Source organism: Paenibacillus sp. FSL R10-2748 (assembly GCF_038005565.1).
Lineage (GTDB): Bacteria > Bacillota > Bacilli > Paenibacillales > Paenibacillaceae > Paenibacillus > Paenibacillus polymyxa_B.
Genome location: NZ_JBBOTK010000002.1, coordinates 668,093 through 684,390, shown reverse-complemented (window position 1 = coordinate 684,390; position 16,298 = coordinate 668,093). Strand labels below are relative to the sequence as shown.

Genomic DNA, 16,298 nt, shown 5'->3' with positions numbered 1-16,298 from the left:
TCTTATAATAAAAGAGTAGAAAATGATTTTTAGAGGGGGAACAATATGCGAGTTCATTCGAAAAAAAAGTTGTTGTCGTTGCTCGCCGCAACTATGGTATTAGGAGTTGGCCTTGTGGGCTGCTCAGGAGCAGGAAATGGTGGGAATGCGGACAGCACAGCTAAAACTGAAAACGTATACAAAGAAAAATACAATCCGGAAGTCACAATTTCCACGGTATGGGGTGTAGATCCCGCCTTAAAATTTAAAAATGGTGAATCTATCGAAAATAACATTGCGACAAAATGGGCTAAAGAGAAATTCGGTATTAATATCAAATCACTCTGGTCCGTCACAGATACGAATGGTGCATTTGCTACGAAGCTGCGATTGGCTATGTCCTCCGGTCAGGAGATGCCAGACGTGGTTGTATTGGGGACGGAGAATGAGCAACTGGCACAGGACATGATTGATTCCGGTATGTTTGCAGAGGCTGGTCCGTTGTTTGACAAGTACGCTTCGGATTCCTGGAAGCAGGCGATGAATCAGGATACGAACGTATGGAATCAGTATAGCCGAGATGGAAAAAAAATGGGCATTCCTGTGCTTGATTTTGCCTATAACCATGATTATGTATTGTGGGTACGACAAGATTGGTTGGATAAGCTGGGTATGAAGGCTCCAGAGACGATGGATGATCTGGAAAAAGTGATGGATGCCTTTAAAAATAAAAATCCGGACGGACTGGCACCAAACAAAGTGATTCCGCTCAGCATCGGTTTCAAAACATCCATGAACACTTGGATGGGTGACCCATCCTGGATTTTCGGGGCATATGGCACACTACCTCAGCAGTGGAACAAAGGCACGAATGGCAGTTTGGAATATGGCTCCGTGCAGCCTGGTATGAAGCCGGGTTTGCAAAAGCTGAGCGAGTGGCTCAAAAAGGGATATATTCCTCAGGAAGCAGCATTGTGGGATGAAAATAAAACGTCAGAACCTACAGTCGCAGGAACAGCCGGTATGATTCCTGGACCATATTGGATGAGCGGCTGGCCGCTTCAGGATACAGTCAAAAATGCGCCGGGTGCCGTGTGGAAGCCGATCAAGATTCCAGTGGGTCCTGACAACAAAGCCATGCGCCACGGAACGCAATATACCAATGGTGTTGTACTAATCAACAAACAAATGCAGCATCCTGAAGCTTTTTTCACTTATCAAAATTATTTGTTTGACCATTATGCTAATGCTAAACCGGACGGTGATTTGTCGAATGGGCTGTTTAAGGGCTACGATTATGATTTGGATGCGGGCGGAAAGCTAATGTCTATCGATAAAATACCAGGCGGTTATGTAAACTCTTTTCGTTATTTGCTGGTTCGTGATGGCGCGCGTATACCTGATGCCCAAATGAAGGCTTTGTTAAGTTTGGCTAACGGCGCAGAACCGAAGACCCGTCTGGAGAAAGATGTAATGGTGAATTACGGGAAAGATACTCCTGCAGCTGCCAAAGTGCTTATGGAACAGAAGGATATCTCCATGAAAGATCAGTTCACGGGCCCTACTACGCCAACCATGAAGGCTAAAAAGGACTATCTGGATAAGATTGAAAGTCAGACCTTCAATGAAATTATTTATGGCAAGCAGCCGATCTCTGCTTTTGATACCTTTGTACAGACGTGGAAAACAGCTGGTGGCGAACAAATTACAAATGAAGTAAACGAATGGTATAAAAGCGTCGAAAAGTAAAATCATGATGTTGTAATAGTTAGGAGGGCTGTCCCAAGGTGGACAGCCTTTTTACTACAGCTTTATCAGGATTGAGTAGAAATGAATGCGCTATTATGATGTGTGTGAAAAAAAATTTTCATTCGTTTGGCGAACTTAAAAAATGATTGCTTTTGTGCCATGTATGTTGGTTTTTTGAACTGTTGGGACAGCGAAAACGCTTTTATAATTGAAGTATACCATGAGAGTTACAGGAGGAACTGCAATGAGAAGTCTGCAACGTACGTGGCCATTTCATATCATGCTGCTGCCAGCCATCATTTTCTTAATTGTATTCAGCTACATTCCGATGGGCGGCATCGTGATGGCCTTTCAAAATTACAAACCTTGGCTAGGCATAACTGGTTCCGAGTGGGTTGGACTGGATAACTTCCGCTTTTTGTTTCAACGGGAGGACAGTCTTCAAGTCGTCTGGAATACACTAATTATTGCTGTGTTAAAGATGTTTTTCAATCTGGTGGTTCCGTTTGTTTTTGCTATACTGCTGAATGAAATTCGCAAGGTCGGCCTTCAGCGATCCATTCAGACACTGGTTTATCTGCCACACTTTCTTTCGTGGGTCATCTTGGGCGGAATTCTGATTGACCTGTTGGCTACAGATGGATTTATGAATCGTATTCTCGGTAGTTTCGGGATCCAGCCTATCTTTTTTCTGGGAGAAAATAACTGGTTTCGGTTTACTGTCATTGTATCGGATATATGGAAGGAGTTCGGATACAACACCATCGTATTTCTTGCTGCACTGGCGGGTATTAATCCTTCGTTGTATGAGGCTTCTGAAATGGATGGAGCGAGCCGCTGGAGACAGACGCTGCACATCACTGTACCTTCGTTAATTCCGATGGTAGTCGTTGTTGGAACGCTTGCACTTGGCAATGTACTGAATGCCGGTTTTGACCAGATTTTCAACCTTTATAATCCGCTGGTTTACCAAAAAGGCGATATTATTGATACATTCGTCTACCGGACAGCGTTAATCAATGGGGAAATGGGCTTTGCCACCGCAATCGGCTTGTTCAAATCCGTTATCAGTATGATTCTCATTCTGATATCTTATCGACTTGCTTACAAATGGGCAGGTTACCGCATATTTTGATTCCACGAGGCTGAAAGAGGGAGAGTCATGTATCATAAAACAACGCCATACCGCATCTTCAATGTGTTTAACATTTGCTTGCTTGTGATTTTGTCCATCATGTGTATCGTTCCGCTGATTCATGTGTTGGCGGTATCATTTAGTGCTAAATCAGCAGCAGATGCCAATCTGGTTGGACTGTGGCCGGTGCAATTTTCATTAGAAGCCTATAAGAAGACGATGAATAACCCAATTTTTCTGCACTCTATCTGGATTTCTGTCTGTCGGACTGTATTGGGAACCGGCTTAACATTGCTTATTACCTTTTTAGCTGCTTATCCACTTTCAAAGGAAACATCTGTGTTCCGTAGCAGAAACGTATATTCATGGTTGTTCGTATTCAGCATGATTTTTAACGGTGGTCTGGTTCCATTCTATATGGTTATTCAAAAGATCCATCTTATGGACAGCTTCTGGGTACTTGTTTTGCCGGGAGCGGTCAACACATTTTTGGTCATCCTTATGTTGAACTTTTTTAGAGGAATTCCTAAAGAGATGGAAGAGGCCGCATTGATCGACGGAGCAGGACATTTTCGGACATTGTTTAGTATCTTTTTACCGATATCCCTGCCTTCCATTGCCACGATTGCGCTGTTTAGTATGGTATTTCATTGGAACTCCTGGTTTGACGGTCTGCTCTATTTGAGCAATGCAAAGGACTATCCGCTGGCGACGTTCCTGCAAACTGTAATTATTCAGAAGGACATGAGTTCCATGAGTATGAGTCCCAAAGAGATGGAATTACTTTCTCAAACGACGGTTAATGCTGCGCAAATTTTCATTGGTGCAGCGCCTATTCTCATTGTATATCCATTTTTACAAAAGTATTTTGTTAAAGGTATGACGCTAGGTTCCGTCAAAGAGTAACAGAATTCATAGAAGGAGATGATTTGTAGTGACGAAGCAAAACATAATCAAGTACCCTCCCATTAGTGAGCGAGTTCCACGTATGCTGCATGGCGCGGACTATAACCCGGAGCAATGGCAGCATTACCCTGACGTGTTAGCGGAGGATATCCGTCTAATGAAACTAGCCAAATGCAACGTGATGTCTGTCGGCATTTTCTCATGGGTTTCATTGGAGCCTGAGGAAGGTGTATTTACGTTTGAGTGGATGGATCGTATTCTGGATTCGTTTGCTGAGAACGGAATCTATGCTTTTTTGGCCACTCCTAGTGGAGCAAGACCAGCCTGGATGTCACAAAAATATCCTGAGGTGCTGCGTGTGGAGGCTAACCGTGTCCGTAATCTGCACGGGTTTCGCCATAATCACTGTTCTACATCGCCTGTTTACCGGGAAAAAGTACGTATCATGAATACGAAGCTGGCCGAGCGTTATGCTAACCATCCGGCTGTGATTGGCTGGCATATTTCCAATGAATTTGGTGGAGATTGCCACTGTGATTATTGTCAGGAGGCATTTCGTGCTTGGGTCGAGGATAAATACGGTACGCTGGACAAGCTTAATCACGCATGGTGGACAACCTTTTGGAGTCATACGATTACAGATTGGAGCCAAGTTGAGTCCCCAGCACCTCACGGTGAAACACAGGTCCATGCCCTGAATTTGGACTGGAGACGGTTTGTGACCGATCAGACCGCAGATTTTATCAAACATGAGATTGTGCCGCTCAAGGCTGCAAATCCAGCAATTCCGGTCACAACCAATTTAATGGAGTTTTTTGAAGGATTGAATTACTGGAAGTTTGCTGATCTGCTCGATGTTATATCCTGGGATAGTTACCCAACGTGGCATGACCGTGAGGGAGATGATAGCCGTCAGGCTGCTAAAGTGGCCATGATGCACGATATTATTCGCTCAATTAAGGGAGGAAAGCCTTGGATGCTCATGGAGAGTACACCAAGTTTGACGAATTGGCAAGACGTTAGCAAGCTGAAGCGACCAGGAATGCATCTGCTATCGTCTTTACAGGCTGTGGCACACGGGTCAGACACCGTTCAATATTTTCAGTGGCGGAAAAGCCGCGGTTCGAGTGAAAAGCTGCATGGTGCGGTTGTCGATCATGTCGGACATGAGCACACTCGTGTATTTGGAGATGTGACAGAGGTCGGTAATGCGCTGGAAAAACTGGAGGAGGTTATCGGTACATCGGTACCGGCGGAGGCCGCAGTCATTTTTGACTGGGAGAACCGTTGGGGAATCAACGATTCACAGGGACCGCGGAACAAAGGTGTGAAATATGAGGAGACAGCTGAAGCGCATTATTTGGCACTTTGGGAACAGGGAGTGCCTGTAGATGTCATTCATATGGATGCAGATTTTTCCAAATACAAACTTTTGGTAGCTCCGATGTTGTATATGGTCCGCAGCGGTGTGGGGGAGCGTATACAGAAGTTTGTTGAAAACGGTGGCATTTTCGTAGCAACCTATTGGTCTGGTATTGTAGATGAACATGATTTGTGCTTCCTTGGAGGCTTTCCGGGCCCGCTTCGTAAGACGCTGGGGATCTGGTCGGAAGAGATTGACGGATTGCATGATCATGACCGTAATCACATTTTGCCGGTTGAAGGCAATGAGCTGGATCTGCAAGGGGAGTATGAAGCTGTAGAATTGTGTGATCTCATTCATACGGAGGGTGCAGAGGTACTGGCTGTGTACGGCTCAGACTTTTATGCAGGACGCCCGGCTTTGACGGTGAACCGTTTGGGAGAGGGAAAGGCTTATTACATCGCATCACGCAACACCGGACTGTTCCACAGTCATTTTTACAGAAGTTTAATTGATGATGCAGGAATCAGTAAAGCGCTCAATGTGAAGTTGCCTCATGGAGTGAATACGGCGATTCGTACCGATGGGGTTCATGATTATATTTTTATACTGAATTTCACGTATGAGCCGCAAAAGATTACGTTGGATGGACGAACTTATGTGGATATGCTTGAAAATCATGAGATAGAAGACGGCAGCGTTCAATTGGATGCCTACGCTGTTAAGGTTTTAAAGACAGAGCGCAATAAATAGAACATGATATTAAAGTGTGATCTCTGTCGTTTTCCCGAGTGAGGGAACTGGTAGATTGGTCAGAGGCAATGAGAAGTATACAATTCGGATGGGAGATGACTTATGAAAACAGGTAACCGCACGATGGTATTTGCGATGTTGATCTTGCTATCCAGCTTATTGTATCCGTTCGGCTCTGTAGGGTTGGGTGCGGCTTCGGCCGCCCCTGCTTTCGCCAAAGGAGCAGATATAAGCTGGGTAGCAGGAATGGAAGCGCAAGGTATGACTTGGAAGGATAAAAAGGGTGTTCGTCGAGATATACTGCAAATTTTGCGAGATGACTATCAGATTAACTCGGTACGTATCCGTGTGTGGGTAAATCCTGACATGAAAGATTATGCAAGCGGATACATGAATGCCGAAAAGGCAGCAGAACTAGCGCAGCGAGCTAAAAAATTGGGTATGAGCGTTATGCTGACTCTACATTATAGTGATTCCTGGGCAGATCCAGGGCAACAGAACAAACCTTATGCGTGGCGTAATTTTACATTTACACAACTCATGGATGCAGTCTGGTCTCATACGGTTTATGTTATGAACACGATGAAAAGCAAGGGGGTAACACCGGACTGGGTGCAGATCGGTAATGAGACGAACAATGGAATGCTCTGGGAAGACGGCAAAGCTTCGGTGAACATGAAAAACTATGCCTGGCTCGTCAATACAGGTAATAATGCTGTAAAATCGGTAAGCAGCAGTACCAAAACGATAGTACATTTAGCCAACGGGGATAACGGTTCCGTGTTGAACTGGAATATCGGCGGACTGATTGATAATGGAGCTCAGTTTGATCTCATCGGGCTGTCTCTGTATCCGTCTCCTTCTGACTGGCAGGGCAAGGTGGACCAGACGATTACCAATGCCAATAGCCTCATTGCCAAATACGGTAAAGGCATTGTCATCAGTGAAATCGGGATGGAATATAACGAACCTGCAGCTTCCAAGGCATTTATTTCTGCAATCAAAACGAAGGTTCGGAACATCGGAGGCGGCAAAGGTACAGGGGTATTTTATTGGGAGCCGGCTGCAACTCCAGGTTACAATCAGGGTTATAACAAAGGTGCTTGGCAGGCTGACGGTAAGCCAACCTCAGCTTTGGAAGGATTTATAAATTAAGAAGTATGTAAGAGTATATCAAAGAACCTCTAGTTCGCTTTCTATGCAGACTAGAGGTTCTTTATTGTTATCTTGAGTTACTTGGAAGTTATAAAATTAGGCTTCCCGGTTCACCTTGAAGAACGAAATGAGCTCTTCCAGCTCCCCGGACATCAATGTAAGCTTGTCAGAAGCTTGGACAATAGAAGCCATAGACTCAGCCTGTTCTCCAATGGTATGCTCGATTTGTTTGCTGCTGCCGACTGTTTTGCTAACTGTCGAAGACAGCTCGTCAGAGGTAGCTGACATTTCCTGCGTGCTGGCCGAGATCTGCTCCGTTGCGCTGGATACCTCCTGAATTTGTGACGACACTTTATTAGACGCATCTAAAATTTCAGAGAACATTTCGCCTGTCTGCTTCGTAACTTCCAGCCCAATGTGAACTTCTTTTGTACCAAGGCTGATGCCTTTTACAGTCTGCTCAATTTCTCTTTGGATTTCTTCAATGAGCTCTGCAATTTGTTTGGCAGACTCTTGAGACTGTTCAGCCAAATTACGCACTTCTCCCGCTACGACTGCAAAACCTTTGCCCTCTTCACCGACTCTGGCAGCTTCGATAGAAGCGTTCAATGCAAGCAGATTCGTTTGACTGGCAATGCCTGTAATGATGCTGACGATATTACTGATTTCGTTAGAACGGTTCTGCAGCGCATTAACGGAATCAGCTGTACTTTCCATTGTAGTGGAGATGGAGTCCATTTGAGCGGAAAGCTTCTGGGCTACCTGATTGCCTTCAACGGAGCGTTTTTCCATAGAATAAGCTTGATCCGCTACGGAAGAGGAGCTTTCGGCAATCGTTTGGATAACTGTCGACATTTCATTCATAGATCTGGAACTTTCAAGTGCTGCGTGATCCTGAGCTTCAAGTCCCTGGGTTATTTCCTGAATATTGCTGTTAATGACGTTCGTATTCGTACTGTTTTTCTCGCTAATGCTTAATAATTCCTGGGCAGATCCCGTAACCTCTTGTGTCGTATCCTGTACTTTCACCATTGTATCGTTAAGGCGTTTGATCATAGAATTGAATTTTTGATTGATAATGCCAAGGTCGTCCTCGCCTGTCTTGATTTTTACATTCAGATTACCCTCGCTGACTTCCTCAATTCCCTTCATCAAGCTACGAATCGGGGATAGGGTCCGTTTTACCAATAAATATTGGATCGTTAAGAAGATCGCAAGGAACAGAATGAGCAATGACACACCATATACAAGCAATTTATGAAGTCCGGTAGGTACAGAGCTCGCGTCTACGTCAAAGTATATCGCACTTGTGATTTTACCGCTTTCATCTGTAATTGGGTAAACAATGGTAGTCCATGTACCATATTCGTCCGAGTAAAAGCTGCTCAATGATGATTTATTGGATTGAAGCATTTTATTTACAGCTTGTGCATTTTCGTCAGGAAGAGTATACATATCCCCAATATCCAACTTCAAGTCTTGGAAAGCTTGGACTAAATTTGTGGGAACGCCAATAATGGAAGTTTGATTTCCTTCTGTTAGTTCTGTGCCAAATATGTAAGCTTGGGCAACATTAGGATAAAATGTGTGGATAGAATCTAGGAATTTGCGTAAATCCTGTTGAGCAGAACCGTTATAATCTTTTTCGCTTAATGCTTGTTGTACTTTTGTTTTGTCAACATCTTCTGCCCATTTTTTAGTCAATACTTTAACTTGGTCTTGCAGCTGCGTGGTGAGAATGTTCTTTTGAAGTATATAGCTGGATGTGATGAGAATAGCACCTATTAATACGATGTTAAGAAAAGAGATTAATAGATTTTTACCAAAAAAGGACATAGTTCTCCACTTCAAGTTTTTCACGTTTTCTTCTCCTTTGAATTAGCAATTTAGTTTCATATACAACCTACCCCATATATATTTCGACAATTTGCTTTCTAAATGTTAGGTATTTATTAAAAGGGAGAGAAGAAGGTTATTTAAAAAGAACGGCGGCCCCCTAGAGAATGAAACGATGGGACCGCCGCTTGTCGGCAAAACTGGATTTTATGTTGTTTTTCCGAATAATCTTACTAAATCATTTTATTGTTCAAACAATATTTAAAAAATAAGATAAATGAGAGCGAACGGGTATGCTTTATACCTATAAATACCTGGATTGCATTGAGGGTTCTTAAGTTTCTGTCCCTTATAAAAGAAGTGAAATGAGCAAGGGTAGTGAAATGAGCGATAAGACTGAGCTAATAACAAATGCAGATGCAGCTTCCGTTTCCAGTGTTTCATAACGGGTAGCAATCATAGCGGCGACAGCCGAGCCGGGAAAAGCGACAAGCAGTACGGCTTTGGTTACATCCTCATGGGATAGTCCTATCAGAACAGCAATACCGAGCATAACAATAGGCATCACGATGGCTTTCAGTACAGCGATGCTAAGTGCTTTTGGACTGAACGTAATCTTTTTGATACCAATGGTTACCCCGATGGCAAATAGGGCTGTACCAGCAGTAATATTGCCGATTTGATCAAACATGGATTGTAAAAGTTTCGGAGCGTGGAATCCACATAGAGTCAATACGACACCAAACAAGGGTACGCAGGCAAGCGGCTCGCTGAGTCCATGAAGGACTGATTTCATAGTGACTTTAAATAAGTTGCCTTTAGTGCCGTCGGATTCTGTTGTTTTGCGCTGACCGACCGTTCCCAAAATACTTGCAAGCGGATCAAGAATGGCATTAACGACGATCCCAGTAATCGCAATAGGGATGGCGACTGCCGCACTTCCGAACAAGCTTCCCAGAACCGGAATTCCCATGAATGCAAAAGAAGGCTGTGTTGAATTCAATGCGAACATGGAGGATTCAGTCAGGCCTTTTTTGGCAATTAAGCGATAAACAATGAGCAATACAATATAAAAGCCGATTACACCAAGTAGCAAAGCCACAAGAAAGGGCCACTTTTGAATCAATGTCTCTCTTGGTGTCGTCGTAATACCAATAAACAAGTGTGCAGGTAGAGCAAACTTCGTCACGAGTGTATTTAATCCCTTAGAAGAAGCAGGGTTAAAAGCCTTAAACAATCCTGCGAAATAACCAATTAAAATGACAAAGAAAATAGGAATTAAGATAATAAAAATATGACCTGTAGCCATGATGTCGCCTCCAATGAAGATGTCCGCCAAAAATGGCGGACATCAGTTAAATAATCACTTTGCATATGCAAGTACAAATTTGATGTTGTCGCTATTTTTTAAACCAGGACCGCTTCCTGACCATATTGTTTGATTGGTTTATATTTGCAGTCCCACATCGCATCTCGAACCGCTTGTGCGATATCGTCCGGTTGATGACGCGCTACTCCATCCTGAACTGCTGCCTTGGCCACAGCCACGGCTACCGCTTCAGATACTTCGCGTAATTCATTGATTTTTGGCAGCAGGGAAGCACCAGGCTGCGACAAATCAACCATTTGAGCTACTGCATGGGCAGCTGCTGCAAACATGCTATCTGTTATAATTTTGGATTTTACCACGATTGCGCCAAGACCAAGACCCGGGAACACGAAAGCATTGTTGGATTGCCCAATTTCAAACTTAATATTGTTATAGATCACCGGCTCAAAAGGACTTCCTGTTGCAATGAGGGCTTTTCCTTCGGTCCAGTGGATCAAATCTTGCGGAGTTGCTTCTGCCAGTGGAGTCGGGTTGGACATAGGCATAATAATAGGACGTTCTGTATGTTTGGCCATTTCTTTAACGATTTCCTCACTAAATGCCCCAGTAACACCAGAAGTACCGATCATAATCGTCGGTTTTACGCGGCGAATGACTTCAAGCAGTGGAATTTTGCCATCCTCAGCATGTTCCCAGTCGCGGCATTCTGCAACATCACGCACATAAGGGACTTGGAATGGAAAAAGTCCTTCTGTTTCGTTGGTAAGCAGGCCGCGGTAATCATAAGCCCAGAAGTTACGTCTTGCTTCTGCTTCTGACAGTCCTTCCAGCATCATGGCTGCGCTAATTTGGTCTGCATTGCCGATTCCAGCAGCTCCTGGGCCAAAGACTAGAACCCGATGCTTGCTCAGTGGGATTCCGGACAATTGAACACCGGACATTACACCTGCGAGCGTAACCGCTCCAGTACCTTGAATATCGTCATTAAAAGTCAAAATACTATTTCCGTATTTATTGATAATGTTCCGTGCGTTGACATTGCCCAGATCTTCCCAGTGCAGCAGGGCATTCGGGAAAAAGGAAAGTGCAGCTTGAACATAAGTGTCAATAAATTGGTCATATTGTTCTCCACGTACACGTTTATGACGATTCCCCATATATAAAGGATCTTCCAATAGCTTCTCGTTGTTTGTACCTGCATCAAGAACAACTGCCAGTACTCGGCTAGGATCTATACCAGCAGCAGCGGTATACACAGCAAGCTTACCAATAGAGATATTAATACCTCCGACTCCCCAGTCCCCGATTCCCAAAATACTCTCGGAATCTGTGGCTACGATCAGGTCGATATCATCAGGGTCTAGGTTCAAATTCTTAAAAGCCTCTCCAATACCCGCCAGATTATCAATAGATAAATACATACCACCAGGTTTGTGATATTCATGACTGTATTCCTGTATAGCCTGGCCTACTGTTGGTGTATAAACAATCGGGAGCATTTCGCTTAGGTGCTCAGAGAGCAAACGATAATAAAGGACCGTATTCCGGTTAAAAAGATCATTTAACGCAACATTTTTACGCAAATTATCCGGTTGGCTCTGAAATTGCTCGTAAACCCGTTGAACCTGCTCCTCAATAGTTAATATCGTAGGAGGAAGGAGACCGTCAAGTCCAAGCTGTTTCCGTTCTTCCAGGGTAAAAGCTACTCCTTTATTCAGCAGTGGGTTGGCAAGTAGATCTTTTCCGGTTAATTTAGTTTCGATAGATCCGTCTTCCGTAAAATGAAAAGCACGCATTTCCAATTCCTTCTTTCTAAAAAATTACATTTAATTAATCCTTGAACAATTCGTGAACAAGTATACGCCTTATTTTAAACCAAGTGAACAAGTATGTTGTGTGAAAAATGGTTATATAAGTGTTTACATAAGAAAAATTATGAAAATGAAAGCGATTTTCAATGTTTTTTGAATGAAAATTTCATTTAATTTTCATGATATTTTCGGAAAATCTTGATTGAATGTGATAATTATCATAGTTTTTTAGGTGTAGTTCGATTAAGCGTGCATGAAAAATAGCTTAACTTCATTTTATATAAACGAAGTTAAGCTATTTTTTGGCTATAGGGATGGTTGAGGGACAAAATTTAATGCTTCGCAGCTCTATGTTTAATGAACATCAGGCATTTAATTCTCCAATGCGATTGACGGCTTCATCAGTAACTGTAGCAGAGCGTTGCATCCAGCTGTTACGCCATTTCAATTGCATTATGATGACGAGGGTAAAGGCACAGAACGTGATTAGGCTCAGAGAGATGAAGCCTGGCATATATGAACCCGTTGATTTGTACAGATGACCCAGTATAAGGGGGAGGAAGTACCCGCCTATGCCACCAGCAGCGCCGACAATGCCGGTCATGAGCCCGATTTCGTTGCCGAACCGCTGCGGAACGAGCTGGAATACGGAGCCGTTGCCAGCGCCAAGGCACATCATGCCTACGAACAGCAGCACAACTACCACGGTAAGTGGCGGTAAAAACGCAATGCCGGCGAGCATAATCCCGGCTCCCGCATACAAGTACATTAACATGCGTGAACCACCAATCCGATCGGACAAAAAGCCGCCTACAGGACGAAAGAAGCTTCCGGCAATCACACAAACGGTCGCAAAATCGGCGGCATGTACCGCGGAGAGGCCATATTGGGTATTGAAGAAAATAGTCAAATAATTAGAAAGACCAACGAATCCGCCAAACGTCACGCAGTAAAAGGCACAGAATACCCAGGCATCCCTCTGTTTGAGCACCGAAGCATATTGCGACAGACTTTTTGGTGCCGGGCGGTGAGGGCTGTTGCGGGCAAAAATACTGAACAGAATGAAGACGGTTAAGATGGGGAGGATAGCCAATCCGAAAACGGCTTCCCAACTGCCAAAATGTTGAGCAATGCGGTTGGCGAACAAAGTCGCAAGGACGGTACCGCTATTACCAGCACCGGCAATTCCCATAGCCAAGCCTTGATGCTCTTTGGGGTACCATTGACTTGCCAACGGCAGCGCAGCTGCAAATGATGCTCCGGCTACGCCTAGGAGCAGGGCAACAACGTACAAGTGCTCCAGCGAATCAACCCACAGCCAGCCGAGCAAGAGAGGGATTATCGTAACAAGCATACCAATCTGTCCTGTGAGCTTCGGACCGATATAATCTGACATGAATCCGAGCACGAGCCGCAGCAGGGAACCACCGAGTATGGGTAGGGCGACAAGATTGGCTTTTTGTACAGGGTCCATTGGATAATCATTAGCAATTACAACGGCCAACGGTCCGATCATTCCCCATATCATAAAACTGATATCAAAATACAGAAAGGAGCCAAATAGGGTGGGCTTGTGTCCGCTTTTCCAGAAATTTTTTTTGTTCATTCTCCATCTCTCCTGTTCTAATTGTTGTTCTTTGTCTGCAAAATGTAATTTGAACATGAAAAAGCCGCAAATCGCCCCTACATGGTATCTAGGAAACGGTTTGCGGCTTCATTGCCGTGGTTGACACACCTCATTGTGAGTCGACTTGGTATGATCACGTTGGAGTGATTTTAATCAAATTATAAAAAAGAATCTGTTTTATGTCAATATACGTAACACGAAATCGCAAAAAAATTAAATATAAGGCGAAAAATATAGCATTCATGTATTAAATATTGACATGACATTCACGATTCAGTAATCTTAGATACATATCGGCACAACGATGTGCCGACATTTACGGCAACGGTGCCCTTTTCCATTGAATGGAGAAGGGCTTTTTCTGTCTTATTTTATTCGGAGAATGGGGCTGGTTTAATATGATGAAAAAACTGGTCGTCGTCGGCAACGGTATGGCAGGCATCAAATGTGTGGAGGAAATACTCGTTTTGGAGCCAGAGCGGTTCCAAATCACGATATTTGGTGCAGAGCCCCGTCCCGGGTACAACCGAGTGCTCCTGTCCAAAATGCTTCAGGAGGAGAGCTCATTTAAACATATCGTTACCCATGACTGGGACTGGTATGAAGAGAACGGGGTAAAGTTGTACGCGGGTGAACGCGTCTGTCGTATTGATGTTGCAGCCGGGATGGTGGAAACGGAATCCGGTATGAAAGAACCTTATGACATGCTCATATTGGCAACGGGCTCATTGCCTTTCATGCCGCCCATTCCCGGAGCTCGAAAACAGGGAGTAATCGCTTTTCGTGATGTGAATGATTGTGAAACCATGGCGAGATATGCCAAAACATACCGCAAGGCCACGGTTATCGGAGGGGGGCTGTTAGGACTTGAAGCCGCTCAAGGCCTACTGAATCTAGGGATGGAAACTGAGGTTGTTCATAATGCGCAGTGTCTTATGAACCGTCAGCTTGACCGGACGGCGGCTGTGCTTCTGCAGCGAAAGCTGGAGCAACAGGGCATGAGGTTTCATTTGGCGAAGGAAACGGTCAACATCATAGGCCGAAACAGGGCGCAAGGATTGATGTTTGCGGACGGGGACAGGTTGGAAACGGATTTGGTTGTGCTGGCGGTTGGTATCCGACCGAATATCGAATTAGCTCAGGACAGCGGTCTGACCGTAAACCGTGCCATTGTCGTGGATGATTATATGCGCACGAGTATTCCTGGTATTTATGCCGTCGGCGAATGTGCTGAGCACCGCGGGATTTCATACGGGATAGTGGCGCCGCTATATGAGCAGGGCAAAGTGCTGGCAAAAGTCATTTGTGGTCGTGAAACGGCTCCCTATGAAGGGACGGTTCCGTATGCGCAGCTCAAGGTAGCGGGAATCCATGTGTTTTCCGCAGGAGACATTCGTGATGAGGGAAACGAGACAGCAGTCATGGAATATAACGGGATGCTGAAGGTTTATAAAAAAGTGATGATGCACGGCGGTGCTGTCACTGGCGCCATTTTGTTCGGAGATACGGCGGAAAGCACCTCGCTGCTCGCAATGGTACGGCGCGGCGCACCCGCTACAGAGCTAACATCCCGGGATAACGGCGGAAGCAGAGCGGAGGATGCGGCAGCCGCACTGCCGGAAGAGGAAACGGTATGTGCGTGCAACGGCGTGAGTAAGGGGGCTATTTTGCGAGCGATCACTACGGATAAGCTGAAGACGGTGGAAGAGGTGAAGAGCCGGACCAAAGCATCCGGTTCCTGTGGGGGCTGTCGGCCGCTGGTGGCTGCACTGGTCAAAAATAGTTTGTCCCAATCGACAGTTTCCGGACCTGTAGTTACTCCGACCGCCCAAGAAGTAGTCCCTGTGTGTGGATGTACGCATTACGATCATGATTCGCTTAAAACAGCTATGGTGGACGCAGCCTGTCAGACTCCAGATGAAGTAGTGTCCCGTCTCGGTTGGACTAGACAGCAGGGGTGTGAATTGTGTCGGCCGGCTGTACTTTATTATTTGGAATCCCTTGGGTTGCGCGACAGATCTGCGACAAATCCATTAGGTGCTGGTGTTGTGGTTCAGGTCACACCGCAGTACGGAGGAGAAGCGCCCTCTGCGGGTCTGCGCTTTACGAACCTAAATGCCGAGAATCGGGCTTTTGTTGAGTCGGACCTGATGGATCAGGCATTTGTAGAAGTAGCCTGGCTCAGAGAGCGGTTGGTAACTTTATGGGGAAGTCTCGCATTGCCCGCGTTGGTTACAGTTGCTATTTGTCCTGGATCGGCGTATCCGGCAGGTGTACTTGTCCACGATATTGGAATATCCCGATCTCCAGTAGGCTGGGAGGTTTATGCCGGTGGCCATGCAGAGCATCCAGTTCGCCAGGGGCAGCTGCTTGGATTGGAGGAAGACCCGGCAGAAGCGGTCCTGATGGCTGTAGCCTGCTTGCAAATATACCGACATAGTGCCCGGTATGGGGAGAAAATGTGGGAGTGGATTGAAAGGACTGGCGTTCTGGCATTACGGGAAAGTGTGCTTGACGCTGCTCTTCGAAGTGGACTGGCGGGTAGCCTGCGGACCACAATGCTGACAGGATGATGTGATGGGTTGAGTTCAGTTGTGGCGATATTCTATCGTGTGCAGACAATAAAATTCCGAAAAATGGCGAAGGGGAGGTGA

Annotated in this window: 10 protein-coding genes; 6 read left to right on the top strand and 4 right to left on the bottom strand. The window is 45.1% G+C overall.

Features of this window, described 5'->3' with window-relative positions:
* Positions 1 to 45 precede the first annotated feature (45 nt).
* From NSS66_RS09710 to NSS66_RS09690, 5 genes are all read left to right on the top strand, one after another.
* On the top strand, positions 46 to 1,728 hold the full coding sequence (locus NSS66_RS09710; RefSeq protein ID WP_069080025.1) for an extracellular solute-binding protein: 1,683 nt from the start codon (positions 46 to 48) through the stop codon (positions 1,726 to 1,728).
* 244 nt (positions 1,729 to 1,972) lie between these two features.
* Positions 1,973 to 2,863 (top strand): ABC transporter permease, encoded by an 891-nt coding sequence (locus tag NSS66_RS09705; protein ID WP_025718416.1) that lies wholly within the window; start codon positions 1,973 to 1,975, stop codon positions 2,861 to 2,863.
* Positions 2,864 to 2,890: 27 nt separating this feature from the next.
* Positions 2,891 to 3,769 (top strand): carbohydrate ABC transporter permease, encoded by an 879-nt coding sequence (locus NSS66_RS09700; RefSeq protein ID WP_023989359.1) that lies wholly within the window; start codon positions 2,891 to 2,893, stop codon positions 3,767 to 3,769.
* A 28-nt stretch (positions 3,770 to 3,797) separates the two neighbouring features.
* Positions 3,798 to 5,885 carry a beta-galactosidase gene (locus NSS66_RS09695; RefSeq protein WP_340958836.1) on the top strand — a complete coding sequence of 696 codons (2,088 nt, stop codon included), beginning with the start codon at positions 3,798 to 3,800 and terminating at the stop codon, positions 5,883 to 5,885.
* A gap of 102 nt (positions 5,886 to 5,987) precedes the next feature.
* On the top strand, positions 5,988 to 7,040 hold the full coding sequence (locus NSS66_RS09690; RefSeq protein WP_053325732.1) for a glycoside hydrolase family 53 protein: 1,053 nt from the start codon (positions 5,988 to 5,990) through the stop codon (positions 7,038 to 7,040).
* A gap of 96 nt (positions 7,041 to 7,136) precedes the next feature.
* Here the strand turns inward: NSS66_RS09690 and NSS66_RS09685 are convergent, their stop codons facing one another.
* The 4 genes from NSS66_RS09685 to NSS66_RS09670 all read right to left on the bottom strand — a co-directional run bounded on the left by NSS66_RS09685 (position 7,137) and on the right by NSS66_RS09670 (position 13,623).
* Positions 7,137 to 8,900, bottom strand: coding sequence for a methyl-accepting chemotaxis protein (locus NSS66_RS09685; RefSeq protein WP_023989356.1), 1,764 nt, complete (start codon positions 8,898 to 8,900; stop codon positions 7,137 to 7,139).
* Between the two features lie 325 nt (positions 8,901 to 9,225).
* Positions 9,226 to 10,185: an AEC family transporter gene (locus NSS66_RS09680; RefSeq protein ID WP_025718424.1), complete on the bottom strand. Its 960-nt coding sequence runs from the start codon at positions 10,183 to 10,185 to the stop codon at positions 9,226 to 9,228.
* A gap of 98 nt (positions 10,186 to 10,283) precedes the next feature.
* The gene (locus NSS66_RS09675) at positions 10,284 to 12,002 is read right to left on the bottom strand and encodes an NAD-dependent malic enzyme (protein ID WP_023989354.1); all 1,719 of its coding nucleotides are present in this window, start codon (positions 12,000 to 12,002) and stop codon (positions 10,284 to 10,286) included.
* 379 nt (positions 12,003 to 12,381) lie between these two features.
* Positions 12,382 to 13,623 (bottom strand): nitrate/nitrite transporter, encoded by a 1,242-nt coding sequence (locus tag NSS66_RS09670; protein ID WP_053325731.1) that lies wholly within the window; start codon positions 13,621 to 13,623, stop codon positions 12,382 to 12,384.
* A 419-nt stretch (positions 13,624 to 14,042) separates the two neighbouring features.
* Between NSS66_RS09670 and nirB the strand changes: the two genes are divergently transcribed.
* Positions 14,043 to 16,217, top strand: a complete 2,175-nt coding sequence (gene nirB / locus NSS66_RS09665; protein WP_340958835.1) for a nitrite reductase large subunit NirB — start codon at positions 14,043 to 14,045, stop codon at positions 16,215 to 16,217.
* Positions 16,218 to 16,298: the final 81 nt, after the last annotated feature.

Excerpts from the sequence above, each read along its gene's own strand:
- NSS66_RS09675 (WP_023989354.1), bottom strand. The coding sequence starts at position 12,002 with ATGCGTGCTTTTCATTTTACGGAAGACGGATCTATCGAAACTAAATTA.
- NSS66_RS09705 (WP_025718416.1), top strand. The coding sequence starts at position 1,973 with ATGAGAAGTCTGCAACGTACGTGGCCATTTCATATCATGCTGCTGCCA.
- NSS66_RS09670 (WP_053325731.1), bottom strand. The coding sequence starts at position 13,623 with ATGAACAAAAAAAATTTCTGGAAAAGCGGACACAAGCCCACCCTATTT.
- NSS66_RS09680 (WP_025718424.1), bottom strand. The coding sequence starts at position 10,185 with ATGGCTACAGGTCATATTTTTATTATCTTAATTCCTATTTTCTTTGTC.
- NSS66_RS09690 (WP_053325732.1), top strand. The coding sequence starts at position 5,988 with ATGAAAACAGGTAACCGCACGATGGTATTTGCGATGTTGATCTTGCTA.
- NSS66_RS09710 (WP_069080025.1), top strand. The coding sequence starts at position 46 with ATGCGAGTTCATTCGAAAAAAAAGTTGTTGTCGTTGCTCGCCGCAACT.
- nirB (WP_340958835.1), top strand. The coding sequence starts at position 14,043 with ATGATGAAAAAACTGGTCGTCGTCGGCAACGGTATGGCAGGCATCAAA.
- NSS66_RS09700 (WP_023989359.1), top strand. The coding sequence starts at position 2,891 with ATGTATCATAAAACAACGCCATACCGCATCTTCAATGTGTTTAACATT.